The following is a 20718-nucleotide window of genomic DNA, read 5'->3' as shown; positions in this document are numbered from 1 at the left end:
GCCCCCCGGAGGTTGTTTCATGGACGCTGCCCTGCTGTCTGTTCCGCTCGTGTCGCCCACCGCCGCCCTGAGCGCCTGCCCGCCCGTCCCGCCCGCCGAGGCCGAGCGCCTGCGTCACCTGGACCCGCAGGCGTACTGGCTGCATATCGCGCAGGAACTGACCTGGGACACGCCTCCCACCACGGCCCTGGAGGGCACGCTGGGGGACTTCCGGTACTTTCCGGGCGCGACCGGGAACGTCAGCGTGAACTGCCTGGACCGGCACCCGCCAGAGCGTGTGGCGCTGCGCTACGAGCGTGAGGACGGCCTGCGGGAAACCTGGACGTACGGGGAGCTGACCGACGCCACCGCCCGCTTTGCCGCTGCCCTGCAGGACCTGGGCGTGGAACGCGGGGACCGCGTGGCCGTCTACCTGGGCAACGTGCCCGAGGCGTTCATCGCCATTCACGCCTGCTACCGCATCGGGGCGATCTACTCGGTGATCTTCGCGGGCTTCAGCGCCGCCGCCGTGCGTGACCGCCTGGAGGACGCCCGCCCGAAGGTCGTGGTCTGCACGGACGCCACGCTGCGGCGCGGGCGGATCGTGCCGCTGAAGGCCACGCTGGACGAGGCCCTGACCGATCTGCCGCCCACGCAGGTGATCGTGGCGCGGCGCGTGAACGCCGGTCACCCCCTGCGGGCCGGGGAACTGGACTTCCAGGCGCTGCTGGACGCCACCACCCGCCGCGCCGACCCGGTGATGCTGGAGGCGAACGAGCCGGGGTTCATCATCTACACCAGCGGCACGACCAGCAAACCCAAGGGCCTGGTGCACGCCGGGCTGGGCTTCCTGACCGGCGCGTACGCGAACGTGAAGTGGACCCTGAACCTGCGCGGGCAGGACACGTACTGGTGTACCGCCGACGTGGGCTGGCTGACCTTCCCGATCTTCGCGCTGGTGGGCGGACTGGCGCACGGCGCGACGCACGTGATCTACGAGGGCAGCATCGACACGCCCACGCCCGCCCGGCCGTACGAACTGATCGCCGCCTACGGCGTCACGAAGGTCTTCACGGCCCCCACGGCCCTGCGGATGCTGCGCCGCGCCGGGGACGACGCCCTGCGCGGCCACGACCTGGGCCGGCTGCAACTCATCGGGCTGGTCGGGGAACCGCTGGACCCGGAAACGTGGCACTGGGCGCACGACACGCTGGGCGGCGGGAACGTGTTCATCAACAACACGTACGGGCAGACCGAGACGGGCACCGCCTGGGCGGCCAGCATGGTGGGCCTGACCCCCACCCGCCCCGGCGCGTGCGGGCACCCGCTGCCCGGCTACCGCGCCCGGATCGTGCGGGACGACGGCCATGAGGCCGCGCCGGGTGAACTGGGCGCCCTGACCCTGACCGAACCGTTCCCGTGCCTCGCGCGGACCGTGTGGGGCGACCACGACCGTTACCGCGCCACGTACCTCAGCGACCATCCGGGCGCCTACGCCGCGAGCGACGCCGCGCTGCTCGACCACGACGGGCAACTGTGGGTGACGGGCCGTCTGGACGACGTGATGAACGTCGCCGGGCACCGCATCGGTACCATGGAGATGGAAGCGGCGCTGATCACGCACCCGGCCGTGTCCGAGGCGGCGGTGGTCGCCATGCCCGACAACGTGAAAGGCTCGGTGCCCGTCGCGTTCGTCGTGCCGCGCGGCGACGCGCAGGGCAGCCCCGAACTGCAACGCGAACTGGCCGAAGCCGTCGTGCGGGGCGTGGGCGCCATTGCCCGCCCGGCGCGCGTGATCGTCACGCCGACCGTGCCCCGCACCCGCAGCGGCAAGATCATGCGCCGCGTCCTGCGCGACCTGCTGATCACCGGTCAGGCGGGCGGCGACCTGAGCAGCCTGGAAAACCCGGACGCCATCGCCACCGTTCAGGCGCTGCTGGAGGGGGCCAGCGGCACGGCGTAGGCAGCCGGGACAGCCGCCGGGAGGGAGCGTCGGCCTGCGCCAGCACGCCCTCCCGGCGCCCCCCTGCTCAGCTGAACTGGCCGAGGTTCACGGGAATGGCGTACGCGCAGCTCGTGTCCGCCTCGGTCCGCAGCAGCAGGCTGACGGTGTCGCTGGCCCCCAGCCCGGCCTTCAGCGGCTCGAAGTAGTACACCAGGGTGCCGCTCCAGGTTCCGCCTTCCTCCCTGAAGTCGTTCACGTAGGTGCTTTTCACCGGGGCGACGAGTTTGCCGTCCGCGCCCTTCAGGCGCACGAGGTACGCGGCGCGGGCCTTCTCACTCGGGAGGCCCTGCACGGCGAGGTCGAGGCGCAGCTGCCCGTCCGGGAGGCGTCTGCTGGCGGACTCCTCGCTCAGGGCCTCTTTCACGCTGAGGTTCCTGAAGTTGTCGCGGGCGTCCTGCGCCTGGAAGAACAGCTGGTCGGCCTGTCCGCTGGCGGTCAGGGTGACGGGACGGCTGCCGCGCGCGTGGTCCTGTGGGGCGGCCAGCCAGTCGGTGACGCAGGCGGGGCCGCCGTCGAAGGCGGTGACGGCGCCCGCCCCGGCCTCGAACTGACCGTCCCTGACCTTCAGGCTGGTGATCAGGTACGTGGGGACCGGGTCGCGGCGGCCGTACGCGCCGTCAATGACGTTCTTCGCGGTGGTGTCTTCCAGCCTGGGAACCCAGGCGTGGGCGGGCGCGGCGAGCAGCGCGGCGAGACTCAGGGACAGGGACAGGCGGGCGGGAATGCGGATGCTCATGGGGAACCTCGGGGAGAAAGGAATTGCTCGGGGGGCAGGTCAGGTTTTGAGGTACACGACCCGGCAGGCCTGTCCGGCCGAGCGGAACTGCGCGGCGGCCTCGGCCGGGAGGGTCACGTCCGTGTACACCTTCGAGGTGGGCGCGAAACGGTTGGGTTGAATGCGGGCGGCCTTCAGGCGGGTGACGTTCTTGAAGGCGGACAGTTCCGCCTCGCTGGTCACGTAGGTGTGCAGGTTGCCTTCCTGCACGAGGCGGCTGCTGACACCCCTGATCAGGGTGGCGTCCGGCCACAGCTGCGTGCCGTCCTGGGCGTACACGACGCTGGTCATGTCCCGCTGGAACGCCCCGAGGCCGCGCACGTCGATCACGACCGTGCAGGTCAGCGGGCGCGTCTCGCCGCCCTCGCCGCCCTCGCCGCCACGCGCGACGGTCCCGGCGGGCGCGGCGGGGGTCGCCCCGGTGCCGCCGGGACCGCTGCGCGGCGTGGCGGACGCCGGACCGTCCGTGCCAGGAGCGGCGTCACGGCCGCCCCCGGGCGCACCCCGGCTGGCCTGCGCCGGGGCGGGCCCCTCGCCGCCATCCGGGGCGTCGCGGGTCACGCCGCCGGACGGGCTGGCAACCGGGCCGCTGTCCTCCGGGGCACTGGCAGCGCCGCCCGGAGCCGTGGCGCGGGCCGCCGCGCCTTCAGGGAGCCGGGAACCGCCCCCCGGGGTGGCGGGCGGAGCGGGTCGGGCCGCCGGCACCGGGGTCGGCGCAGGGGGTGCCGGGGTGGCCGCCGCGCCGGAAGGTGCCGTGACGGGCGCCGCCTGCGCGGGTACCGGGGCCGGGGTGGGCCGCGCGGACGCCTGCGGGGCGCTGCCGGTCGCGTTCCCGGCGCTGGTGGCCCCGCTGACCTGGGCGCGGCTGGGTGCTGCCGGGTCCGGCGCGGCGACGGGCGAAGCGTCCGGCAGGGTGGCGCGCGGGGCCGCCCCGGCGGGCGTGCCGGTGGCGGCCGGTCCGGATGGCGGGCGGGCCGGGATGGCCGTCACGGTCACCGGGTCCGGCGAGTCTGTGGGACGGCCCGCTGCGGCGCGCGGCGCGGCGTCGGCGGGGGCGCTGCTCTCGGGGGTGGCGTCCTCGCGGCGGGGCAGGGCCGCCACCGGCCCGGCCGCCTCCTGCGCCTGCGGGTCCGGTGTCGTCACGCCCGGGATGCGGGCGGGAGCCGCCGGGCCCTCCGGAGTGCCTGCCTGGGCACCCGCCGCAGGAAGCGGGGCGGACGGCGTGTCAGCCTGCGCTGATGTCCGGGCAGCCACCGGGGCCACCGGGTCGACCGGGGCCGGGGTGAGCGTCCCGGGCGCGGCCTGCGCCGGTGTTGCCTGTACTGGGGCTCCCTGTACTGGGGCTCCCTGTGCCGGGCGGGCCGCCGGGGTCGGCGTGAGGTCGGGCGTGGGGGCCGGGTCGGCCGGGCCGGGTCGGGCGGGTTGCGGAGCGGCGGGTGGCGGGGTGGCCGCGCGGGGCGCCTCTGCAGGCGGCGCGGGCTCGGCCGGGGCCGGGTCGGGTGTGGCGGCCGGGGTGGGTGCCGGCGTCGGCGGGGTGGGTGCCGGCGTCGGCGGGGTGGGTTCCGCTTTCGCTTCTGCTTCCGGTTTCGTTTCCGGCTGCGACGGCGTCTGCCGGGGGTTCGTGATCGCTCGGGGCGTGGGGGCTGGCGTGGGGGCCTGCGGGACGGCGGGTGTCGTGAGGGGCGCGCTGGCAACTGGTGCGGCCAGCGTCACGACTTCCATGGGGGCGGTCGTCAGGTCTGGCGGCGCGGCGGGCGGCAGGGGCTGGGGGCGCAGCAGCAGCAGGCCGGTCAGCAGGGCCACGTGGACGGCGGCGGCCACCACGCCCGCCCGGACCTGCTCGCGCCGTTCGGGTGAGGACCGGCCGGGGTGCGGGGCGGTGGTCACGGCGCGCCCTCCCCCGCCGCGCCGCCGGGCTGGGTGCCGAGCGCCAGGCGGGAGCCTCCGGCCTGCTTGATCTCGTCCATGACCCGCACGACCGTGCCGTAATTGCCGCGTTCGTCGGCGCGCAGGCCCACCACTCCGCCCGAGGCTTTCGCCAGGGGCTCCAGCGCGCCGCGCAGGCGGGTCAGGGTGGTTTCCTGGCCGTTCAGGAACACCTGCCCGGTGCGGCTGACGCTCACGATGGGCAGGTCCGGGGTTTCCTGCACGGTGCTGCTGGCGCGCGGCAGGTCCAGCGGGAGGGCGTTGTGCCGGGCGCCCAGGTTGCTGGTCAGGAAGAAGAAGATCAGCAGCAGCAGCACGATGTCCACCATGGGCGCGAAGTCGAAGGTCACGGTGTCCGTGTCCTCCCGGAAGCGGCGGCGGGCGGCGCTCACGCGGACCCCACGGCGCCAGCCCTCACGGCGTTCCGCCGAAGCTCAGCGCGACGTCCGGCAGGGGCGCAGCCGGCACGGCCGGGCGGGCCGCCGGCACGGGGCGGGTCAGCCAGCCCGGCAGGTCCTCGCGCACCTGTTCGGCCTGCAGGGCCAGCCGGTCGGCTTTCAGACGCAGGGCGTTGCGGCACACGTACGCGATGATCGCCACGGCCAGCCCGGCCGCCGTGTTGACCAGCGCCTCGCTGATCCCGGTGCCCAGCTGCGCGGGCGTGGGGTTGGTCGTCTGACTGAACACCAGGAACGACCGCACCATGCCGATCACGGTGCCCAGCAGGCCCAGCAGCGGGCCGATCTGCGCGGCGGTGCCCAGTGCGCCCAGGCCGGCGTACAGGCGGGCGTCCTCGGTCAGCAGCGCGGACTGCATGGCGGCCTGCGCGGCCTCAGCGCCGCGGTCGGCGCGGGCCAGTCCGGCCCGCAGGACCTGCGCGGCCGGGCTGGGGTGGGCGGCGCGGTCCACCTCGGCCAGCGCGGCGGCCGGGCCGCTCTCGGCGGTGACGGCGCGGGCGCGTTCGATCAGGGTGCGGGCGTCCGCGCCCAGGCGGGAGAGTGCCTGGGCGCGGGCGGCACTCAGGTACACGACGTACACGGACAGGGCCAGCAGGACCCACAGCAGGGGTCCGGCGGCGCGGAGGAGATCAATGACGTTCATGTGCCCCACGGGTAGCACGCAGGGGCGTGGCAAGCGTGAAAGGGGCGTGCGCGGGCCTCATGAGGGGGGCGGGGCGGGTGCGTGGGGCGTTCACGGGGGTGGCGCGTGTGGTTCTCCGGCCATCACCGGTCGGGCGGGGGCTTCCCCCGCTTCCACGCCCCAGTGTCGCCCGGCGCCGCATCCCGCCTCCCGCGCGCCGCGCCCCCGCAGAATCCGCAGTGAATCACTCGACTTTAAGGGGCGATGCGGGTAAAATAGGCCCGTAAGTAGGAATCATTCCTAACAAAACCCCCTGATTCCCCAAGGAGCCCGCATGACCCACCAGCTCGAAATCCGCAACCTGCACGCCACCGTCGGCGACACCGAAATCCTCAAGGGCATCAACCTGATCGTCCCCAGGGGCGAACTGCACGCCATCATGGGGCCGAACGGCAACGGCAAGAGCACCCTCGCCAAGGTCATCGTCGGCGACCCCGAATACACCGTCACGCAGGGCGAAGTCCTCGTGGACGGCGTGAACATCCTGGAGATGGAACCCGACGAACGCGCCCGCCTCGGCGTCTTCCTGGCCTTCCAGTACCCCGTCGAGATTCCCGGCGTCACCATCGCCAACTTCCTGCGCCTCGCCATGCAGGCCCGCAAGGAAGAAGGCGAAGAGGTCTCCTTCACCGAGTTCTACGGCAAGCTCCAGAGCGCCCTCAAGACCCTCGAATGGGACGAGAGCATCGTCGAACGCTACCTGAACGCCGGCTTCTCCGGCGGCGAGAAGAAACGCAACGAGATCCTCCAGATGCTGATGCTGGAACCCAACTACATCATCATGGACGAAACCGACAGCGGCCTCGACGTCGACGCCCTGAAGATCGTCTCCAAGGGCGTGAACTCCATGCGCGGCCCGAACCTCGGCGGCCTGATCATCACCCACTACCAGCGCCTGCTGGACTACATCGTCCCCGACAAGGTCCACATCATCCTCGGCGGCAAGGTCGTGCAGACCGGCGGCCCCGAACTCGCCAAGAAGATGGACACCGAAGGCTACGACTGGGTCAAGGAACTCGCCACGGCGTAACGCCGCAGAAGGCTGAAGGCAGACGGCTGAGGGCCAGAAGCGCTCCAGCAACAGCTCAAGCCGCGCCCGCGCCATCTGCCTTCGACCAGTTGCCATCTGCCCCCTGAAGGAGCACCCCCATGACCATTAATCCCGAAGTCAACGAGATCAACAAAGAGTACGAGTACGGCTGGAGCAACCCCGAACGCTACGCCGTGAAGGCCCCCAAGGGCCTGCGCCGCGACGTGGTCGAGATGATCAGCAAAGCCAAGGACGAACCCCAGTGGATGCTGGACTTCCGCCTGAAGGCGCTGGACATCTTCTACTCCAAACCCATGCCCACCTGGGGCGCGGACCTGAGTGGCCTGGACCTCGACGAGATCTACTACTACATCAAGCCCGAGGGCGCGAACGCCCGCTCCTGGGATGACGTGCCGGACGACGTGAAGCAGACCTTCGAGCGTCTGGGCATCCCCGAAGCCGAGCGCGCCGCGCTGGCCGGCGTGGGCGCCCAGTACGAGAGCGAGATGGTGTACCACAACCTCAAAGAGGAGTGGGAGAAGCTGGGCGTGGTGTTCCTGAGCATCGAGGACGGCCTGAAGGAATACCCGGACCTGTTCCGTGAGCACTTCGCCACCATCGTGCCCCCCGAAGACAACAAGTTCGCGGCCATCAACTCCGCCGTGTGGTCCGGCGGCTCCTTCGTGTACGTGCCCAAGGGCGTCAAGGTGGACATCCCCCTCCAGACGTACTTCCGCATCAACGCCGAGAGCAGCGGCCAGTTCGAACGCACCCTGATCATCATCGACGAGGGCGCGCAGGCCCACTACATCGAGGGCTGCACCGCCCCCGCGTACTCCAGCGACTCCTTCCACTCCGGCGTGATCGAGATCGTCGTGAAGGAAGGCGCCCGCTTCCGCTACAGCACCATCCAGAACTGGAGCCACAACGTCTACAACCTCGTGACGCAGCGCGCCGCCGTGTACGGGAACGGCGTCATGGAATGGGTGGACGGCAACCTGGGCAGCAAGGTCACCATGAAGTACCCCGCCTGCTACCTCCTCGAAGAGGGCGCGCGCGGTGAGGTGCTGAGCATCGCCATGGCCGGCCGCGGCCAGCACCAGGACGCCGGCGCGAAGATCGTGCACTTCGCCCCGAACACCAGCGGCACCATCGTCAGCAAGAGCATCAGCAAGGACAGCGGCCGCAGCTCCTACCGTGGCCTCGTCAAGATCTACGAGGGTGCCAAGGGCAGCCAGACCAACGTGGAATGCGACGCCCTGCTCCTCGACGACGAGGCCCGCACCGACACCTACCCGTACATCGAGATCGAAGAGAAGGACGCCCGCGTCGGCCACGAAGCGACCGTCTCCAAGATCAACGACGACCAGATCCTGTACCTCCAGAGCCGCGGCCTCAGTGAAGACGAGGCGGCCGGGCTGATCGTGCGCGGCTTCATCGAACCCATCGCGAAAGAACTCCCGCTGGAGTACGCCGTGGAACTGAACCGCCTCATCGAACTGGAAATGGAAGGCAGCGTCGGCTGATCTCCGTTCGCCTGCCGGGCCGGTCACATCGCACCGGTCCGGCAGGCAGACGGACTTCATCACCGACGCCGCAGGGCGACCCCTCCGCCCCTCCGGGGCACCTCCCCTTGAGGGGAGGCAGGGCAGTCGCTTTCTGGCTCCCCTTGAGGGGAGCTGGCCGCGCAGCGGACTGAGGGGTTCCCCCCGCCGGAGCAGCCGCGCTGCCCGGGGATGCCCATAACAACGCAAATCAAGGAGGGTTCATGACCAAATTCAATGATCAACTCGCGCAGGTGCAGGGGCCGGAGTGGCTGACTGCGAAGCGTAAGGAAAGCCTGGAGCTGTTCACGACGCTGGACGTCCCGCAGGAGAGCGTGGAGGCGTGGAAGTACACGCGCGTGGACGTGGATTTCGACGCGCTGCGCCCGCACGGCAAGCGTGACGTGGTGACGGACGTGTCCGCGCTGCCGCAGAGCGTGCAGGACCGCCTGACCGGCACGGACGTGGGCGCGTTCCTCGTGCTGGACGGCCCGGACGTGGTGTACCGCACGGAACTCCCGGCGGAACTGACGGCGAAGGGCGTGATTTTCACGGACCTGAAGACGGCGGTGGAGCAGCACGCAGATAAAGTGCAGCAGTACCTGTACTCCGTGGTGCCGGCGGAAGTGCCGGACGACACGACGATTGCCGCGCCGGGCACGACGCCCAGCAAGAGCCCTGATCCCAGCGAAGGGAAGTTCAGTGCGCTGGCGGCGGCCCTGTGGACGAACGGTGCGTTCGTGTACGTGCCGCGCGGCGTGGAGGTCGAACTGCCCCTGGGTTCATTCCGCGTGATGAGCGAGGCCGGGACGTACACCGCGACCCGCACGCTGGTCGTGGCCGAGGAGAACGCGCAGGTGACGTTCATCGACGAGCAGGACAGCGAAGCGCTGCCCGGCACGTACGCGATCGGCGCGGTCGAACTGGTCGTGAAGGACGCCGCGCGCGTGCGCTACGTCAGCATTCAGAACTGGGGCGAGGGCGTCACGCACATCCAGCGGCAGCGTGGGGACGTGGGCCGCGACGCGACCCTGAACTCCCTGGTCGTCACGATGGGCGGCACGCTGAGCCGCACCGAGATGCAGTCCTACCTGCGCGGGCAGGGGTCGAACAGCGAGATGCTGGCCCTGTACTTCGCGAACAGGGATCAGCACTTCGATCACTACACCCTGCAGCATCACGCCGCGCCGAACGCGTACAGCGACCTGCTGTACAAGGGCGTGAACAATGATTCTTCCGTCGGCGTGTTCAGCGGCATGATCAAGGTGGACCTGGGCGCACAGAAGACCGACGCTTACCAGAAGCACCGCACCCTGATGCTGAGCAGCGACGCGCGGAACTTCAGCGTGCCGCAGCTGGAAATCAACGCGAACGACGTGCGGTGCAGCCACGGCAGCACCACCAGCCCGGTGGATCAGGAGGCGCTGTTCTTCCTGCGTTCGCGCGGCATTGCCCGCGAGGTCGCCGAGAAGATGCTGGTCACCGCGTTCCTGGAGGACGTGCTGGGCCGCGTGCCCCTGAAGAGCGTCGTGAAGTACATCGAGGGCATCATTGCCAAGAAGGTCGGCGCGGCCTAATACGGACTCCGATTAAATGGGCTGCAAAGCCCGTTCAATCCGAGCGGATGCGAGTGGGAGCAACACGGGTTCCGGACATGGAGCCAGCAATCCGGTGAAGTTCCGGATTGTTGGCGAAACAAACGGAATCCGTATAAGCAGCCTGTGCCCGGCGGCGGTCAGTTCCTGCGGGAGCTGACCGCTCTGCTGTCTGCTGCTGGCGGCGTGCGGATCACAGTTCGATCTCGCCGTCTTCCTCGCCCCACCAGTTCACGCGCCGGGCCTTGACCTCGATCATGGTCAGGCCGGGCGTGTCCAGGCCTTCTTTGAACCACTGCGTGAGTTGCTCCTGCCAGTGCTCCTGCATGGCGTCGCGGTCGGTGGTCAGGGTGGCTTCGCCCTGCACGGCCACGAACAGGAATTCCTTCTCGGCGCGGAAGTTCAGTTGCACGTGCCTGTTCTTGCCGATGTCCTGTGCGGTGCGGGAGTCCGCCCAGGTGAAGAAGTAGCTGGTGCCGTCGTACTCGACCTCGCCGTTGTTGCTCATGGGTCTGGAGGCGAGGTGGCCGTCGCTGGTGACGGTGGTCATCAGGCACAGGTCCAGGCCGCGCATCTTGCGGGCCAGCCGGGTCATCTTCTGGTCGGGCATACCTGCCACGCTACGGGGCGGGCTGGGCGGGCGGGTGCGGCGGGATTCATGGAGCGGCGAGGCGGCCTTCATGCGGCCTTGCGCGGCCGGGGCGTTTGCGGGTGGGCGTGCACTTCGTGGGGGCGCGGCGGGGTATCAAGGGCGCATGCGACTGAATCACCTGAACCTGAGCGTCACGGACGTGCCGGGCACCGTTTCACTCATGGAGACCTTTTTCGGGTTCTCGCGCACGGCGGACATGCCGGTGAACGAGCACATGGCGTTCCTGCGCGGCCCGGACGGGTTCCTGCTGTCCATGTTCCGCGCGCGGGACGTGGCGTACCCGAAGTCCTTTCACGTGGGCTTCCTTCAGGACACGCCCGAGCAGGTGCTGGCGGTGCGGGAGCGGCTGCTGGCGGCCGGGTTCACGGTGCCGGAACCGCAGCGGAATCACGGCCGCCTGACGTTCTACTTCGACGCGCCGGGCGGGTTCGTGATCGAGGTGGAGTCGTTCCTGGGTGAATGACCGGCGTGCCTGTGTGCTACATGATCTTCGTGGGCGCGTCTGCCTCGAACGCGATGATGCTCAGGTCGGTGATGCCCAGGGCGTGGACAGCGGCGACGGCCTCGGCCACGCCGGGCAGCGCGAGGTGCGCTTGCATGTCCTGCATGGAGTGCCAGTGTTCCGTGATCAGGAAGTGACCGGGCCGTTCCAGGACCTCGGAGACGACGTACAGCTGGCAGCCGCGTTCCTGCCGGGTGGCCTGCGCGATCCGGGTCAGCAGGGCGCGGACCTGCCCGGCGTGTTCGGTGGGGGCGCTGAGGGTGCCGTGGGAGATGATCATGGGTGAAACCTCCTGAACGTCCGGGTGGGTTGTGGGTGCGGGGTTCACCTTACGCTTTTTGCGGGTGTGCGTGGGCGGGGCATACTGGGCCGCATGAGGCGGTCAGCGTGAGGTGGGCAGGGGGGCGGCGTGTGCGGGCGGGTCTGGTGCTGGGCGCGGTGGCCGCCGTGCTGGCCCTGAGTGGGTGCGCGGACGTGCGGTACCTGACGCAGGCGGCGGGCGGGCAGCTGGATCTGCTGCGGCGGGCGCGGCCGGTCGAGGCGGCCCTGGCGGACCCGGCCACGCGGCCGGAGCTGCGGCGCAAGTTGCAGTTGGCGTCGGACGTGCGGGCGTTTGCGGTGGCGTCCGAGGCGGCGGGCGGGCTGGGCCTGCCGGATCACGGGTCTTTCCTGACGTTCGTGGATGTCGGGCGTCCGTTCGTGGTGTGGAACGTGTTCTCCGCGCCGGAGTTCAGCGTGACGCTGGACACGTCGTGTTTCCCGGTGGCGGGCTGCGTGGGGTACCGGGGGTACTTTGCCGAGGCGGACGCGCGGGCGTACGCGCAGGAGCGGCGCGCGGCGGGCCGGGACGTGAGCGTGGGCGGCGTGAGTGCTTACTCCACGCTGGGGTACCTGAAGGACCCGCTGCTGTCGACCATGCTGGCGTACCCGGACGCCACGCTGATCCGCACGGTGATTCACGAGCTGGCCCACCCGGACCTGTACGTGCCGGGTGACACGGTGTTCAACGAGTCGTACGCCACGGCGGTCGAGGAGGAAGGCATGCGCCGCTGGCTGGCCGCGCACGGCACGCCGGAGCTGCGCGAGCAGGACCGGGCGGCGCAGGCGCGGCAGGCGGCATTCGAGGCGCTGCTGCTGGACGCCCGCGCGCAGCTGGAGGCGCTGTACGCGCAGCCGGACCTGCCGGACGCTGACCGGCGCACGCGGAAGGCGGCGGTGCTGGCGGCCCTGCACGCCCGCTACGGGGCGTTGAAGGCGTCGTGGGGCGGGTACGCGGGGTACGACGCTTACTTCGCGCGGGGTGTGAACAACGCGGCGCTGGGGGCGGTGGCGGCGTACGCGACGATGGTCCCGGATTTCCAGGCGCTGCTGGCCCGGGTGGATGGGCACCTGCCGGCGTTCACCGAGGCGGCGCGGGTGTGCAGTCGCCGGCCGCAGGCGGAACGGGCCGCGTGTCTGCGCGGCTCCTGATGGGGCGGCTCCTGATACGGATTCCGTTTGTTTCGCCGACAATCCGGAACTTCACCGGATTGCCAGCTCCACGTCCGGAACCCGTTTCTCTCCTTCTCTGCGGAGCAGCTCTCCGGGTCGCATCCGCTCGGACCCAGCGGGCTTTGCAGCCCATTCAATCGGAGTCCGTATGACCTGGCAGTTCCTGACGGGTAAATGAGGGTCGGCGGGGTCGGGGCCGCTGGTGATGCGTGTCCGTGGGGGTGTGGGCGTGAGGACACGCGCCCATCCGCCGGCCGGGCCGGATGTGGTAACGCGGGTCCCCTGCGGCGCGTGCGGCGGCGCGGTGGGCGGGCGATGGGGTGAGGGGTCCCTGACGGCCGGCTGAGGCAGGTGAGGGATTCGCGTGCCTGTCCTGAGCCGAGCGGGGGGGCGCCCTTGAGCGTCCACGCAGGGAAAGCGCAGGTCCGCCCGGCATGGTGAGGGGCAGGAACGGCCGCGATCCCGCCGGGCCGTTCACTTTCCCGCACTGACCCGCTCCTGGCGGGCACTGCCTATCAAGAGGTGCCTCATGCGTTCCACTGAAACCACCCGCTTCGTTCCTGCCCGCTCCCGTCACCTGCTGGGGCTGCTCACGCTGGGCCTGCTGGCCGGTGCGCCCGCCTTCGCCCAGACCGCTCCGGGCGGCACGCCGGCCCTGGGCACGCCGCCCGTGACGACGCCGGTCACGGAGCAGGTCCCGAACCTGGGGCTGCCGGCCACCGGGTCGGGGCCGGCGACGCCCACCCCGACCGACACCGCCCCGGCCGGTAGCGCCCCGGCCGGTAGCGCCCCGGTCGAGACTGCACCCGCCACCCCGGCCGACACCGCACCCGCGGACCCGGCACCTGTCGGGACTCCGGCCGACACCGCCCCGGCCACGGACTCGGCCCCGGCCGACACGGCTCCCAGCGGCGCGGCCCCGACCGATACGGCGCCGGCCGGGACTGCTGCGCCCGGCCTGCCCGAGCCGGGCAGCGTGAAGGTCCCGGTCCTGGACGGCGAGAAGGTCCTGAAGACCGTGCCGACCGTGCTGGGGGAGGCGCTGATCTACGCGGCCGGCACCAGGGACGCGCTGCCCCGCACCCTGGAAGCCCTGCAGGCCGACGGGTACACCCCGGTCGGTGAGGCCGGAACGGGGGACCGCGTCCTGCTGTCCCGCGACGATCAGCAGTTCGAACTGAGCCGCCGCGAGTCGTTCGGCGTGACGGTCGTGGCCCTGGCCCGCGTGCCGGCCGGCGCGGTGACCGGTCCGCAGGCCAGGCCGGATGGCGCCCCCACCGACGCCCCCACGGAACCCGCACCCGGCCCGGACGACTCCACCGGTCCGGCCGGGGGCACGCCGGCCACCCCGGCGGACACCGTCCCGGTCCCCGCGCCCGGGGAGCCCGGCACGGACGCCCCGGCCCCCGCGCCGGTCACGCCCGGCCAGCCCTGACGCCAGCCTCCGGCTGTGAACGACCGCCCCCGTGGGGGCGGTCGTTCGTGTGGTTCATGGGGGGCAGGGTTTCCCGTGCGGGGACGCCGCTCACGGGCAGAGGCGCGGCTGCCGCCCCCCGGCAGGCCGCCCTCAAGTGGCCGGGGACGTCCCTGCAGACCGGACACCCGGCAGGCCAGGCGGCGCAGGCAGGGCCGGGACAGAAGGGGCCGCCCCCCTCCCGGTGTGGGAGGGGGGCGGCCCTGTCGCCTGGGATCAGGCTTCGCTGGTGTCGTCGGCCTTGACGTCGTCCAGGCTGGCTTCGCCCTCGAGGACGGCCGTGGCGGCTTCCTCGCTGAGTTCGCCGCTGGCGACCATGCCGGCCACCTGGGCGGCCTGCTCCTCGGCGGCGGCTTCGCCGTCGCTGAGGCGGGGAGGCAGCACGCTGATGACGACCTGGTCGGCGTCGGCGGCGAGCTTCACGCCTTCCGGGAGTTTGATCTGGCCGGCGGTGACGTGGTCACCGATGGCGAGCTTGGTGACGTCCACGACGAGTTCCTGGGGAATGCGGCGGGGGCCGGGGGCGATCACGGCGAGGTTGTGAACGACGATGTCGAGCAGGCCGCCCATGACGACGCCCTGGCTCTTGCCGGTGGTGTGGACGGGCACGTTCACTTCGACGGGTTCACCGTAGGTGACCATGTAGAAGTCGACGTGGATGGGGGTGCGCTTGCGCTTGTCCATCTGCACGGTCTTGACCAGCGCGGGGAAGGTCTCGCCGCCCTCGACGGTGATGTCGAACAGGCCGGTGGTGCTCTGCGTGCGGAAGGCGCGGTCGAAGGCCTTCTTGTCGATGGCGAAGGAGACGTTGTTCTCCTTGTTGTAGGCGACGGCGGGGATCATGCCTTCGGCCAGTTTCTCCTGGCTCTTGCGGGGTTTGGCGTTCAGTTCCATGTGCTCTCTCCTTGGCGTTCTTCGCCGCCTCGCTCTCGCCGCGCGCCGGGACCCGGCGGGGTCGGTCCGGGGGCGGGGGCGGACGTGCAACCGTGACAGCATAGCAAACGCGCCCCGCCCGGTGGAAGGGTTGAGGGGGGGTCTGCTAGACTCCTATGCGTTGCCGCGCGGCTCCCCGCGCCCCTGCCTGGCGGCGGGCGGTGCGGAGGCGGCCCCGGCTAGAAAAAAGGAGAATGACATGATCAGCGTTACTGAACTGCGCAACGGCACCAAAGTGGAGATGGACGGCGGCCTGTGGGAATGCCTGGATTACTCGCACCTGAAGATGGGTCGCGGCGGCGCGAAGGTCGTCACGAAGTTCCGGAACATGGAGTCCGGCGCCATCGTGGACCGCACCTTCAACAGCGGTGAGAAGCTGCAGGACATCTACGTCGAGGGCAAGAAGATGCAGTACCTGTACAAGGACGGCGAGGACTTCATGTTCATGGACATGGACACCTTCGAGCAGGTGACGCTCTCGCCGGCGCTGGTGGGTGACGCCGCGAAATTCATGAAGGAGAACACCGAGATCGAGGTGGCGATGTACGGCGAGAAGGCGCTGAGCATCACCCTGCCCAACCAGGTGATCCTGAAGATCGTGGAGACCGACCCCGGCGTGCGTGGCGACACCGTTTCCGGCGGCACCAAGCCCGCCAAGCTGGAGACCGGGGCCGTGGTGCAGGTGCCGCTGTTCGTGGAGCAGGACACCAGCGTGAAGGTGGATACCCGCACGGGCGCTTACCTCAGCCGCGCCTGAACCGTGATTGCAGGGCCGCTCTCCCAGCCGACAGTGCGGGGGGCGGCCCTGGCCTTTGCATTAGACTCGGTTCAGCCAAACGAGCGTTAGGCAGCCGGTGACACCCCCTCTCATCCCGCACAGGGCATGATTGGGGGCAGCGTCAACCGCAGCACACACCAGATCTTCAAGGAGGGGCCATGAACCCGAACGACCTGAAACAGATTCTCGATGCACTCACGTACGCCGACGTGCGCGAATTCCACCTGCGCACCGGCAGCTTCGACCTGAGCCTCAAGCGCGGCCCGCAGGCCTTCGCGGCCCCCGCACCCCAGCCCACGCCCGGCCCCGCGCCGCTCGCGGCCCCGGCGCCCGCCAGCGCCCCCACCTTCGCGCCCATGCCCGCACCCAGCGCGCCCACCCCCCAGGCAGCGGCCAGCGCCCCCGCCCCGCAGGCCGCGCCCACCCCCGCCCCGGCAGAGGCCCCCGCCGAGAAACCCGCCAGCAAGGGCACGCCCGTCAAGGCCCCCATCGTCGGGACCTTCTACGCCTCCAGCAGCCCCGACGCGCCCCCCTACGTGAAGGTCGGGGACACCGTGCAGGCCGGGCAGGTGCTGTGCATCATCGAGGCGATGAAACTGATGAACGAGATCGAAGCCGAACAGGGCGGCACGGTGCGCGAGATCCTCGTGAAGAACGCCGAACCCGTCGAGTACGGCCAGACGCTGTTCATCATCGAATAAGAGACAGAAGGCCGGTGGAAGAAGGCAGAAGGCCACCCCGCGCCTGCGCTCTCGCCATCCGGCCCTGAGCCTTCTGCCATCTGCAAGGAGCGAAAGTTCATGTTCAAGAAGATCCTGATCGCCAACCGTGGCGAGATTGCCCTGCGCGTCATCCGGACCGCGCGGGAGATGGGCGTGAAGACGGTCGTGGTGTACTCCACCGCCGACGAGAAGAGCCTGCCGGTGCTGCTGGCCGACGAGTCGGTGTGCGTGGGGCCACCCGCGAGCAACCAGTCGTACCTGAACATCCCGAACATCCTCTCGGCCGCGCTGATGACCGGCGCGGAGGGCATTCACCCCGGGTACGGCTTCATGGCGGAGAACCCGGATTTCGCGGAGATGTGCCGCGAGCACGGCATCACGTTCATCGGCCCGACGCCCGAGAGCATGCGCGCCCTGGGCAGCAAGGCCGGTGGCCGCGAGATCGCCGCGCTGAGCAACGTGCCGGTCGTGCCGGGCACCGGCGTGCTCGACACCGTGGACGACGCGCTGCTGGCCGCCAAGCAGATCGGGTACCCGGTCCTGCTGAAGGCCAGCGCGGGCGGCGGCGGGCGCGGACAGAAGGTCATCCGCACGCAGGAGGAACTCGCCAAGGGCTTCGCGCAGGCGCAGGAGGAAGCGCGGCTGTACTTCGGTGATCCCGCGATCATCATGGAGAAGTTCCTGGAGGAATTCCGGCACGTCGAGGTGCAGGTCATGGGCGACGGCAACGGCCACGTGATCCACATCGGCGAGCGCGACTGCTCCATCCAGCGGCGCAACCAGAAACTGATCGAGGAGGCGCCCAGCACCCTGCCGGACACGCTGCGTCAGGAGATCCTCGCGGCCGGCGTGCGCCTCGCCAAGCACGTCAACTACGCCGGGGCCGGCACGCTGGAATTCATCGTGGACCGCGACGGGAACTACTACTTCATGGAGATGAACACCCGCATCCAGGTGGAACACTGCGTCTCCGAGGAGATCTCCGGCCTGGACTTCGTGAAGCTTCAACTGGAGATCGCCGCCGGGTACGGCCTGAAACTCCAGCAGGAGGACGTGGTCCTGCGCGGGCACGCCATCGAGTGCCGCCTGAACGCCGAGGACCCCGACAAGGACTTCCGCCCGGCCGCCGGGAAGATCGACGACGTGCACTTCGCAGGCGGACCCGGCGTGCGCGTGGACAGCCACTGCTACACCGGCTACGTGATTCCCCCGCACTACGACAGCCTGATCGGCAAACTGATCGTCCACCACGACACCCGCGAGCAGGCGATCAGCCGCATGAAACGCGCCCTGGAAGAAACCGTCATCCAGGGACCCAAAACCACCATTCCGCTGTACGTGAAGATCATGGACAACCCCTTCTACAAACGCGGGGCGGTCATGACGAACTTCCTGAAGACCCGGATGGAAATGTAAGAGCTGATGGCAGATGGTCGGAGGCAGATGGCTGGGGGGCACCCGGCGTCTGCCTCTGCCCGTCTGGAGGCGCGGGACGCTCTGCTCTCGCGCCTGTGTGGGCAATCCTGGCCGGAGGGGGTACTGCTGGACGCGCTGGACCTCTCCCCTGCCCTGGACGTGCTGGATGTGGGCACGGGGGACGGTCGGCTGCTGCGGGAGCTGGCGCAGCGGGGGCACGCGGGCCGGGTGGTGGGGGTCGATCCCACGCCGGGGCCGGGCGTGCAGCCCGCGTCGTCGGAGGCGCTCCCGTTCCCGGGCGCGAGTTTCGACGTGGTGCTGTTCGCGCGCGTCCTGGCGCACCTGCCCGATCCGGCGCGGGCGCTGGCGGAGGCGCGGCGCGTCCTGCGGCCCGGCGGGCAGGTGTGGGCGGCCGCGCACGGTCCGGCGCACCTGCGGGTCACCTGGGCGACGCTGGGGCAGTCCCTCGCACCGGGGGACACGTTGCCGGAACCCGCGTCGACCCTCACCTGCCCGCTCACGGTGACCGGTGACGATGCCCGGTTCCTGCTGGGCACGTACGGGAAAGAGGCGGAGGTTTCCCCCCACCTCTTCCCCGTTCAGGACGCCGCGCAACTGCTGGTGTGGCGGCCCTGACGGCGCTTACACGGGGTCGGTGGCGGCGATCCGGTCGAGCACGCCGGGGTCTTCGAGGGTACTCGTGTCGCCCTGGATTTCTTTGCCGGCGGCGATCTGGCGCAGGAAGCGGCGCATGATCTTGCCGCTGCGGGTCTTGGGCAGGGCGTCGGCGACGTAGATGGCGTCGGGGCGGGCGAGGGCACCGATCTCGCGGTTGACGTGCGCTCGGAGTTCGGCGGGGTCGATGGTGCGGTCGCCCTGCGGGAGGACGAACGCGACGACGCATTCGCCTTTCACGTCGTCGGGGCGGCCGACGACGGCGGCCTCGGAGACGCTGGGATGTGAGACGAGGGCCGATTCGATCTCCATGGTGCCGAGGCGGTGGCCGCTGACGTTCAGGACGTCGTCCACGCGGCCCGTGACGGTGATGTAGCCGTCCGCGTCGCGGCGGGCGCCGTCCCCGGCGAAGTACACGCCGTCGATCTCACCCCAGTAGCTCTTGCGGTAGCGGTCGTCGTCGCCGTACACGGTGCGGAGCATGCTGGGCCAGGGGCGTTTGATGACCAGCAGGCCGCCGTCGTCGGGGCCGAGCTCCTCGCCGGTGTGGGTCATGATGGCGGGTTCGATGCCGAACATGGGCAGGCCCGCGCTGCCGGGTTTGCTGGGGTGCGCGCCGGGCAGGGTGGTCAGCATGATCGAGCCGGTCTCGGTCTGCCACCAGGTGTCCACGACCGGGCAGCGCTCCCCGCCGATGGTGCGCCAGTACCACATCCACGCTTCGGGGTTGATGGGTTCCCCGACCGAGCCGAGCAGGCGCAGGCTGCTCAGGTCGCGGCTGGCGGGGAGTTCGTCGCCCTGGCGCATGATGGCGCGGATGGCGGTGGGCGCGGTGTACAGGATGGTCACACGGTGTTTCTGCACGACGTCCCAGAAGCGGCCCCAGTCGGGGTGGTTGGGGGCGCCCTCGTACATGACGACGGTCGCTCCGTTCAGGAGGGGGCCGTACACGCTGTAGGAGTGGCCGGTGATCCAGCCGACGTCGGCGGTGCACCAGTACACGTCGTCGTCGCGCAGGTCGAACACGGCCTGGGTGGTCAGGTACGTGCCCACCATGTACCCGCCGGTGGTGTGCTGCACGCCCTTGGGTTTGCCGGTGCTGCCGGAGGTGTACAGGATGAACAGCGGGTGCTCGCTGTCCAGCGGCGCGGCCTCGTGGTCGTCGCTGGCGGCGTTCAGGGCGTCGTGCCAGAACACGTCCCGGCCGGGCTGCATGGGCGCGTCGCAGTCGGCGCGGCACACGACCAGCATCTTCTCCAGGCCCGGTGCGAGCGCGGCGGCAGCGTCGGCGTTCGCCTTGAGGTTCACCAGGGTGCCCCGGCGCTGTCCGGCGTCGGCGGTGATCAGCACCCGGCTCTGCGCGTCGTTGATGCGGTCGGCCAGGGCGCTGACCGAGAACCCGCCGAACACCACGGAATGCACCGCCCCGATGCGGGCGCAGGCGAGCATGGCGATGGCCGCCTCGGGCACCAGCGGCAGGTACAGGGTCACGCGGTCGCCGGGCTTCACGCCCAGGTTCAGCAGGGCGTTCGCGGCCCGTTTGACCTCGCGCAGCAGTTCGGCGTAGGTGTAGGTGCGGACCTCGCCGTCCTCACCTTCCCAGATGATCGCGGTCTTGCCGCCCAGGCCGCGGGCGACGTTGCGGTCCAGGGCGTTGAAGGCGATGTTCGTCTGCCCGCCCACGAACCACTGCGCGTGGGGCGGCTGCCAGTCGAGCACCTGCGTCCAGGGTTTGAACCAGTGGAGTTCCCCGGCGACTTCCGACCAGAAGGTGTCGGGGTCGTCGAGGCTCTGGCGGTAGCGGCGCTCGTACTCCTCGCGGGTCACGCGGGCGCGGGCGCGGAAGTCGGCGCCCGGTTCGATCACGCGGGTCTCGTGCAGCATCGCGTCGATGTGGTCGCTGGCAGGGTGGTCGCTGGCAGGGTGGTCGCTGGCGGGCATGGGGGACTGGGACATGCGGGGAACCTCCGGGGGATGGGGCCGTCGGTGTGGCCCCGGACGCTGGGTCGGGCTGGTTGTGTGTGGAATTCACTGTACTCGCCCAGAGGTGGGATTCCGGATGGGAACCCTGCACGGGTACT

General features: G+C 70.4%; 19 protein-coding genes. 11 read left to right on the top strand and 8 right to left on the bottom strand.

Annotated features, from left to right (window positions below; translation table 11 throughout):
* The first annotated feature begins 19 nt into the window (after positions 1-19).
* Entirely contained in the window at positions 20-1942 is a 1923-nt protein-coding gene (locus ABDZ66_RS06720) for an acetate--CoA ligase (RefSeq protein WP_343757294.1), read from the top strand.
* A gap of 67 nt (positions 1943-2009) precedes the next feature.
* Here the strand turns inward: ABDZ66_RS06720 and ABDZ66_RS06715 are convergent, their stop codons facing one another.
* The 4 genes from ABDZ66_RS06715 to ABDZ66_RS06700 are packed head-to-tail and all read right to left on the bottom strand — an operon-like array spanning position 2010 to position 5786.
* Positions 2010-2720, bottom strand: a complete 711-nt coding sequence (locus ABDZ66_RS06715) for a hypothetical protein (protein ID WP_343757293.1) — start codon at positions 2718-2720, stop codon at positions 2010-2012.
* Between the two features lie 39 nt (positions 2721-2759).
* A complete protein-coding gene (locus tag ABDZ66_RS06710) occupies positions 2760-4646 on the bottom strand; it encodes a hypothetical protein (protein WP_343757292.1) in 1887 nt (628 codons plus the stop codon).
* Positions 4643-5077, bottom strand: a complete 435-nt coding sequence (locus ABDZ66_RS06705) for an ExbD/TolR family protein (RefSeq protein WP_273989396.1) — start codon at positions 5075-5077, stop codon at positions 4643-4645. Before ABDZ66_RS06705 ends, ABDZ66_RS06710 begins: the two co-directional genes overlap by 4 nt.
* A 22-nt stretch (positions 5078-5099) precedes the next feature.
* A complete protein-coding gene (locus ABDZ66_RS06700) occupies positions 5100-5786 on the bottom strand; it encodes a MotA/TolQ/ExbB proton channel family protein (protein ID WP_273989397.1) in 687 nt (228 codons plus the stop codon).
* 313 nt (positions 5787-6099) lie between these two features.
* Between ABDZ66_RS06700 and sufC the strand changes: the two genes are divergently transcribed.
* The 3 genes from sufC (at position 6100) to sufD (ending at position 9976) form a co-directional block, all read left to right on the top strand.
* Positions 6100-6855, top strand: coding sequence for a Fe-S cluster assembly ATPase SufC (gene sufC, locus ABDZ66_RS06695; protein ID WP_343757291.1), 756 nt, complete (start codon positions 6100-6102; stop codon positions 6853-6855).
* 119 nt (positions 6856-6974) lie between these two features.
* Positions 6975-8381, top strand: a complete 1407-nt coding sequence (gene sufB, locus ABDZ66_RS06690; RefSeq protein WP_230287171.1) for a Fe-S cluster assembly protein SufB — start codon at positions 6975-6977, stop codon at positions 8379-8381.
* Positions 8382-8623: 242 nt separating this feature from the next.
* A complete protein-coding gene (gene sufD, locus ABDZ66_RS06685) occupies positions 8624-9976 on the top strand; it encodes a Fe-S cluster assembly protein SufD (RefSeq protein WP_343757290.1) in 1353 nt (450 codons plus the stop codon).
* A 211-nt stretch (positions 9977-10187) separates the two neighbouring features.
* Here sufD and ABDZ66_RS06680 read toward each other — a convergent pair whose 3' ends face one another.
* Entirely contained in the window at positions 10188-10604 is a 417-nt protein-coding gene (locus ABDZ66_RS06680) for a pyridoxamine 5'-phosphate oxidase family protein (RefSeq protein WP_343757289.1), read from the bottom strand.
* Between the two features lie 145 nt (positions 10605-10749).
* On the opposite strand from ABDZ66_RS06680, the gene ABDZ66_RS06675 reads away from it, so the two are divergent.
* The gene (locus ABDZ66_RS06675; protein ID WP_343757288.1) at positions 10750-11109 is read left to right on the top strand and encodes a VOC family protein; all 360 of its coding nucleotides are present in this window, start codon (positions 10750-10752) and stop codon (positions 11107-11109) included.
* Between the two features lie 16 nt (positions 11110-11125).
* On the opposite strand, the gene ABDZ66_RS06670 is transcribed toward ABDZ66_RS06675, so the two are convergent.
* Positions 11126-11428, bottom strand: coding sequence for a putative quinol monooxygenase (locus ABDZ66_RS06670; RefSeq protein ID WP_343757287.1), 303 nt, complete (start codon positions 11426-11428; stop codon positions 11126-11128).
* Positions 11429-11535: 107 nt separating this feature from the next.
* Here ABDZ66_RS06670 and ABDZ66_RS06665 point away from each other — a divergent pair, with 107 nt between their 5' ends.
* Both ABDZ66_RS06665 and ABDZ66_RS06660 read left to right on the top strand, forming a co-directional pair.
* Entirely contained in the window at positions 11536-12618 is a 1083-nt protein-coding gene (locus ABDZ66_RS06665; RefSeq protein WP_343757286.1) for an aminopeptidase, read from the top strand.
* Between the two features lie 550 nt (positions 12619-13168).
* Positions 13169-14074 (top strand): hypothetical protein, encoded by a 906-nt coding sequence (locus tag ABDZ66_RS06660; RefSeq protein WP_343757285.1) that lies wholly within the window; start codon positions 13169-13171, stop codon positions 14072-14074.
* A gap of 255 nt (positions 14075-14329) precedes the next feature.
* Here the strand turns inward: ABDZ66_RS06660 and ABDZ66_RS06655 are convergent, their stop codons facing one another.
* Positions 14330-15007 carry a 50S ribosomal protein L25/general stress protein Ctc gene (locus tag ABDZ66_RS06655; RefSeq protein WP_343757284.1) on the bottom strand — a complete coding sequence of 226 codons (678 nt, stop codon included), beginning with the start codon at positions 15005-15007 and terminating at the stop codon, positions 14330-14332.
* Between the two features lie 238 nt (positions 15008-15245).
* On the opposite strand from ABDZ66_RS06655, the gene efp reads away from it, so the two are divergent.
* The 4 genes from efp to ABDZ66_RS06635 all read left to right on the top strand — a co-directional run bounded on the left by efp (position 15246) and on the right by ABDZ66_RS06635 (position 18598).
* Complete coding sequence (gene efp, locus ABDZ66_RS06650) at positions 15246-15803, top strand: elongation factor P (protein ID WP_343757283.1); 558 nt, start codon at positions 15246-15248, stop codon at positions 15801-15803.
* A gap of 179 nt (positions 15804-15982) precedes the next feature.
* The gene (accB, locus tag ABDZ66_RS06645; RefSeq protein WP_343757282.1) at positions 15983-16525 is read left to right on the top strand and encodes an acetyl-CoA carboxylase biotin carboxyl carrier protein; all 543 of its coding nucleotides are present in this window, start codon (positions 15983-15985) and stop codon (positions 16523-16525) included.
* A gap of 99 nt (positions 16526-16624) precedes the next feature.
* Positions 16625-17962, top strand: coding sequence for an acetyl-CoA carboxylase biotin carboxylase subunit (gene accC, locus ABDZ66_RS06640; RefSeq protein WP_343757281.1), 1338 nt, complete (start codon positions 16625-16627; stop codon positions 17960-17962).
* A gap of 27 nt (positions 17963-17989) precedes the next feature.
* The gene (locus ABDZ66_RS06635; protein WP_343757280.1) at positions 17990-18598 is read left to right on the top strand and encodes a class I SAM-dependent methyltransferase; all 609 of its coding nucleotides are present in this window, start codon (positions 17990-17992) and stop codon (positions 18596-18598) included.
* A gap of 6 nt (positions 18599-18604) precedes the next feature.
* Here ABDZ66_RS06635 and acs read toward each other — a convergent pair whose 3' ends face one another.
* A complete protein-coding gene (acs, locus tag ABDZ66_RS06630; RefSeq protein WP_425544409.1) occupies positions 18605-20593 on the bottom strand; it encodes an acetate--CoA ligase in 1989 nt (662 codons plus the stop codon).
* Positions 20594-20718: the final 125 nt, after the last annotated feature.

It is taken from the genome of Deinococcus depolymerans, from assembly GCF_039522025.1.
Taxonomy (GTDB): Bacteria; Deinococcota; Deinococci; order Deinococcales; family Deinococcaceae; genus Deinococcus; species Deinococcus depolymerans.
The sequence above is the reverse complement of the archived record's forward strand: the minus strand, read 5'-3'. Positions and strand labels throughout refer to the sequence as shown.

What these genes read in the sequence shown, in the direction of transcription:
- ABDZ66_RS06720 (WP_343757294.1), top strand. Translation starts at nt 20, where the DNA reads ATGGACGCTGCCCTGCTGTCTGTTCCGCTCGTGTCGCCCACCGCCGCC.
- ABDZ66_RS06715 (WP_343757293.1), bottom strand. Translation starts at nt 2,720, where the DNA reads ATGAGCATCCGCATTCCCGCCCGCCTGTCCCTGTCCCTGAGTCTCGCC.
- ABDZ66_RS06700 (WP_273989397.1), bottom strand. Translation starts at nt 5,786, where the DNA reads ATGAACGTCATTGATCTCCTCCGCGCCGCCGGACCCCTGCTGTGGGTC.
- sufC (WP_343757291.1), top strand. Translation starts at nt 6,100, where the DNA reads ATGACCCACCAGCTCGAAATCCGCAACCTGCACGCCACCGTCGGCGAC.
- sufB (WP_230287171.1), top strand. Translation starts at nt 6,975, where the DNA reads ATGACCATTAATCCCGAAGTCAACGAGATCAACAAAGAGTACGAGTAC.
- sufD (WP_343757290.1), top strand. Translation starts at nt 8,624, where the DNA reads ATGACCAAATTCAATGATCAACTCGCGCAGGTGCAGGGGCCGGAGTGG.
- ABDZ66_RS06680 (WP_343757289.1), bottom strand. Translation starts at nt 10,604, where the DNA reads ATGCCCGACCAGAAGATGACCCGGCTGGCCCGCAAGATGCGCGGCCTG.
- ABDZ66_RS06675 (WP_343757288.1), top strand. Translation starts at nt 10,750, where the DNA reads ATGCGACTGAATCACCTGAACCTGAGCGTCACGGACGTGCCGGGCACC.
- ABDZ66_RS06670 (WP_343757287.1), bottom strand. Translation starts at nt 11,428, where the DNA reads ATGATCATCTCCCACGGCACCCTCAGCGCCCCCACCGAACACGCCGGG.
- ABDZ66_RS06660 (WP_343757285.1), top strand. Translation starts at nt 13,169, where the DNA reads ATGCGTTCCACTGAAACCACCCGCTTCGTTCCTGCCCGCTCCCGTCAC.
- ABDZ66_RS06655 (WP_343757284.1), bottom strand. Translation starts at nt 15,007, where the DNA reads ATGGAACTGAACGCCAAACCCCGCAAGAGCCAGGAGAAACTGGCCGAA.
- efp (WP_343757283.1), top strand. Translation starts at nt 15,246, where the DNA reads ATGATCAGCGTTACTGAACTGCGCAACGGCACCAAAGTGGAGATGGAC.
- accB (WP_343757282.1), top strand. Translation starts at nt 15,983, where the DNA reads ATGAACCCGAACGACCTGAAACAGATTCTCGATGCACTCACGTACGCC.
- accC (WP_343757281.1), top strand. Translation starts at nt 16,625, where the DNA reads ATGTTCAAGAAGATCCTGATCGCCAACCGTGGCGAGATTGCCCTGCGC.
- ABDZ66_RS06635 (WP_343757280.1), top strand. Translation starts at nt 17,990, where the DNA reads ATGGCTGGGGGGCACCCGGCGTCTGCCTCTGCCCGTCTGGAGGCGCGG.
- acs (WP_425544409.1), bottom strand. Translation starts at nt 20,593, where the DNA reads ATGTCCCAGTCCCCCATGCCCGCCAGCGACCACCCTGCCAGCGACCAC.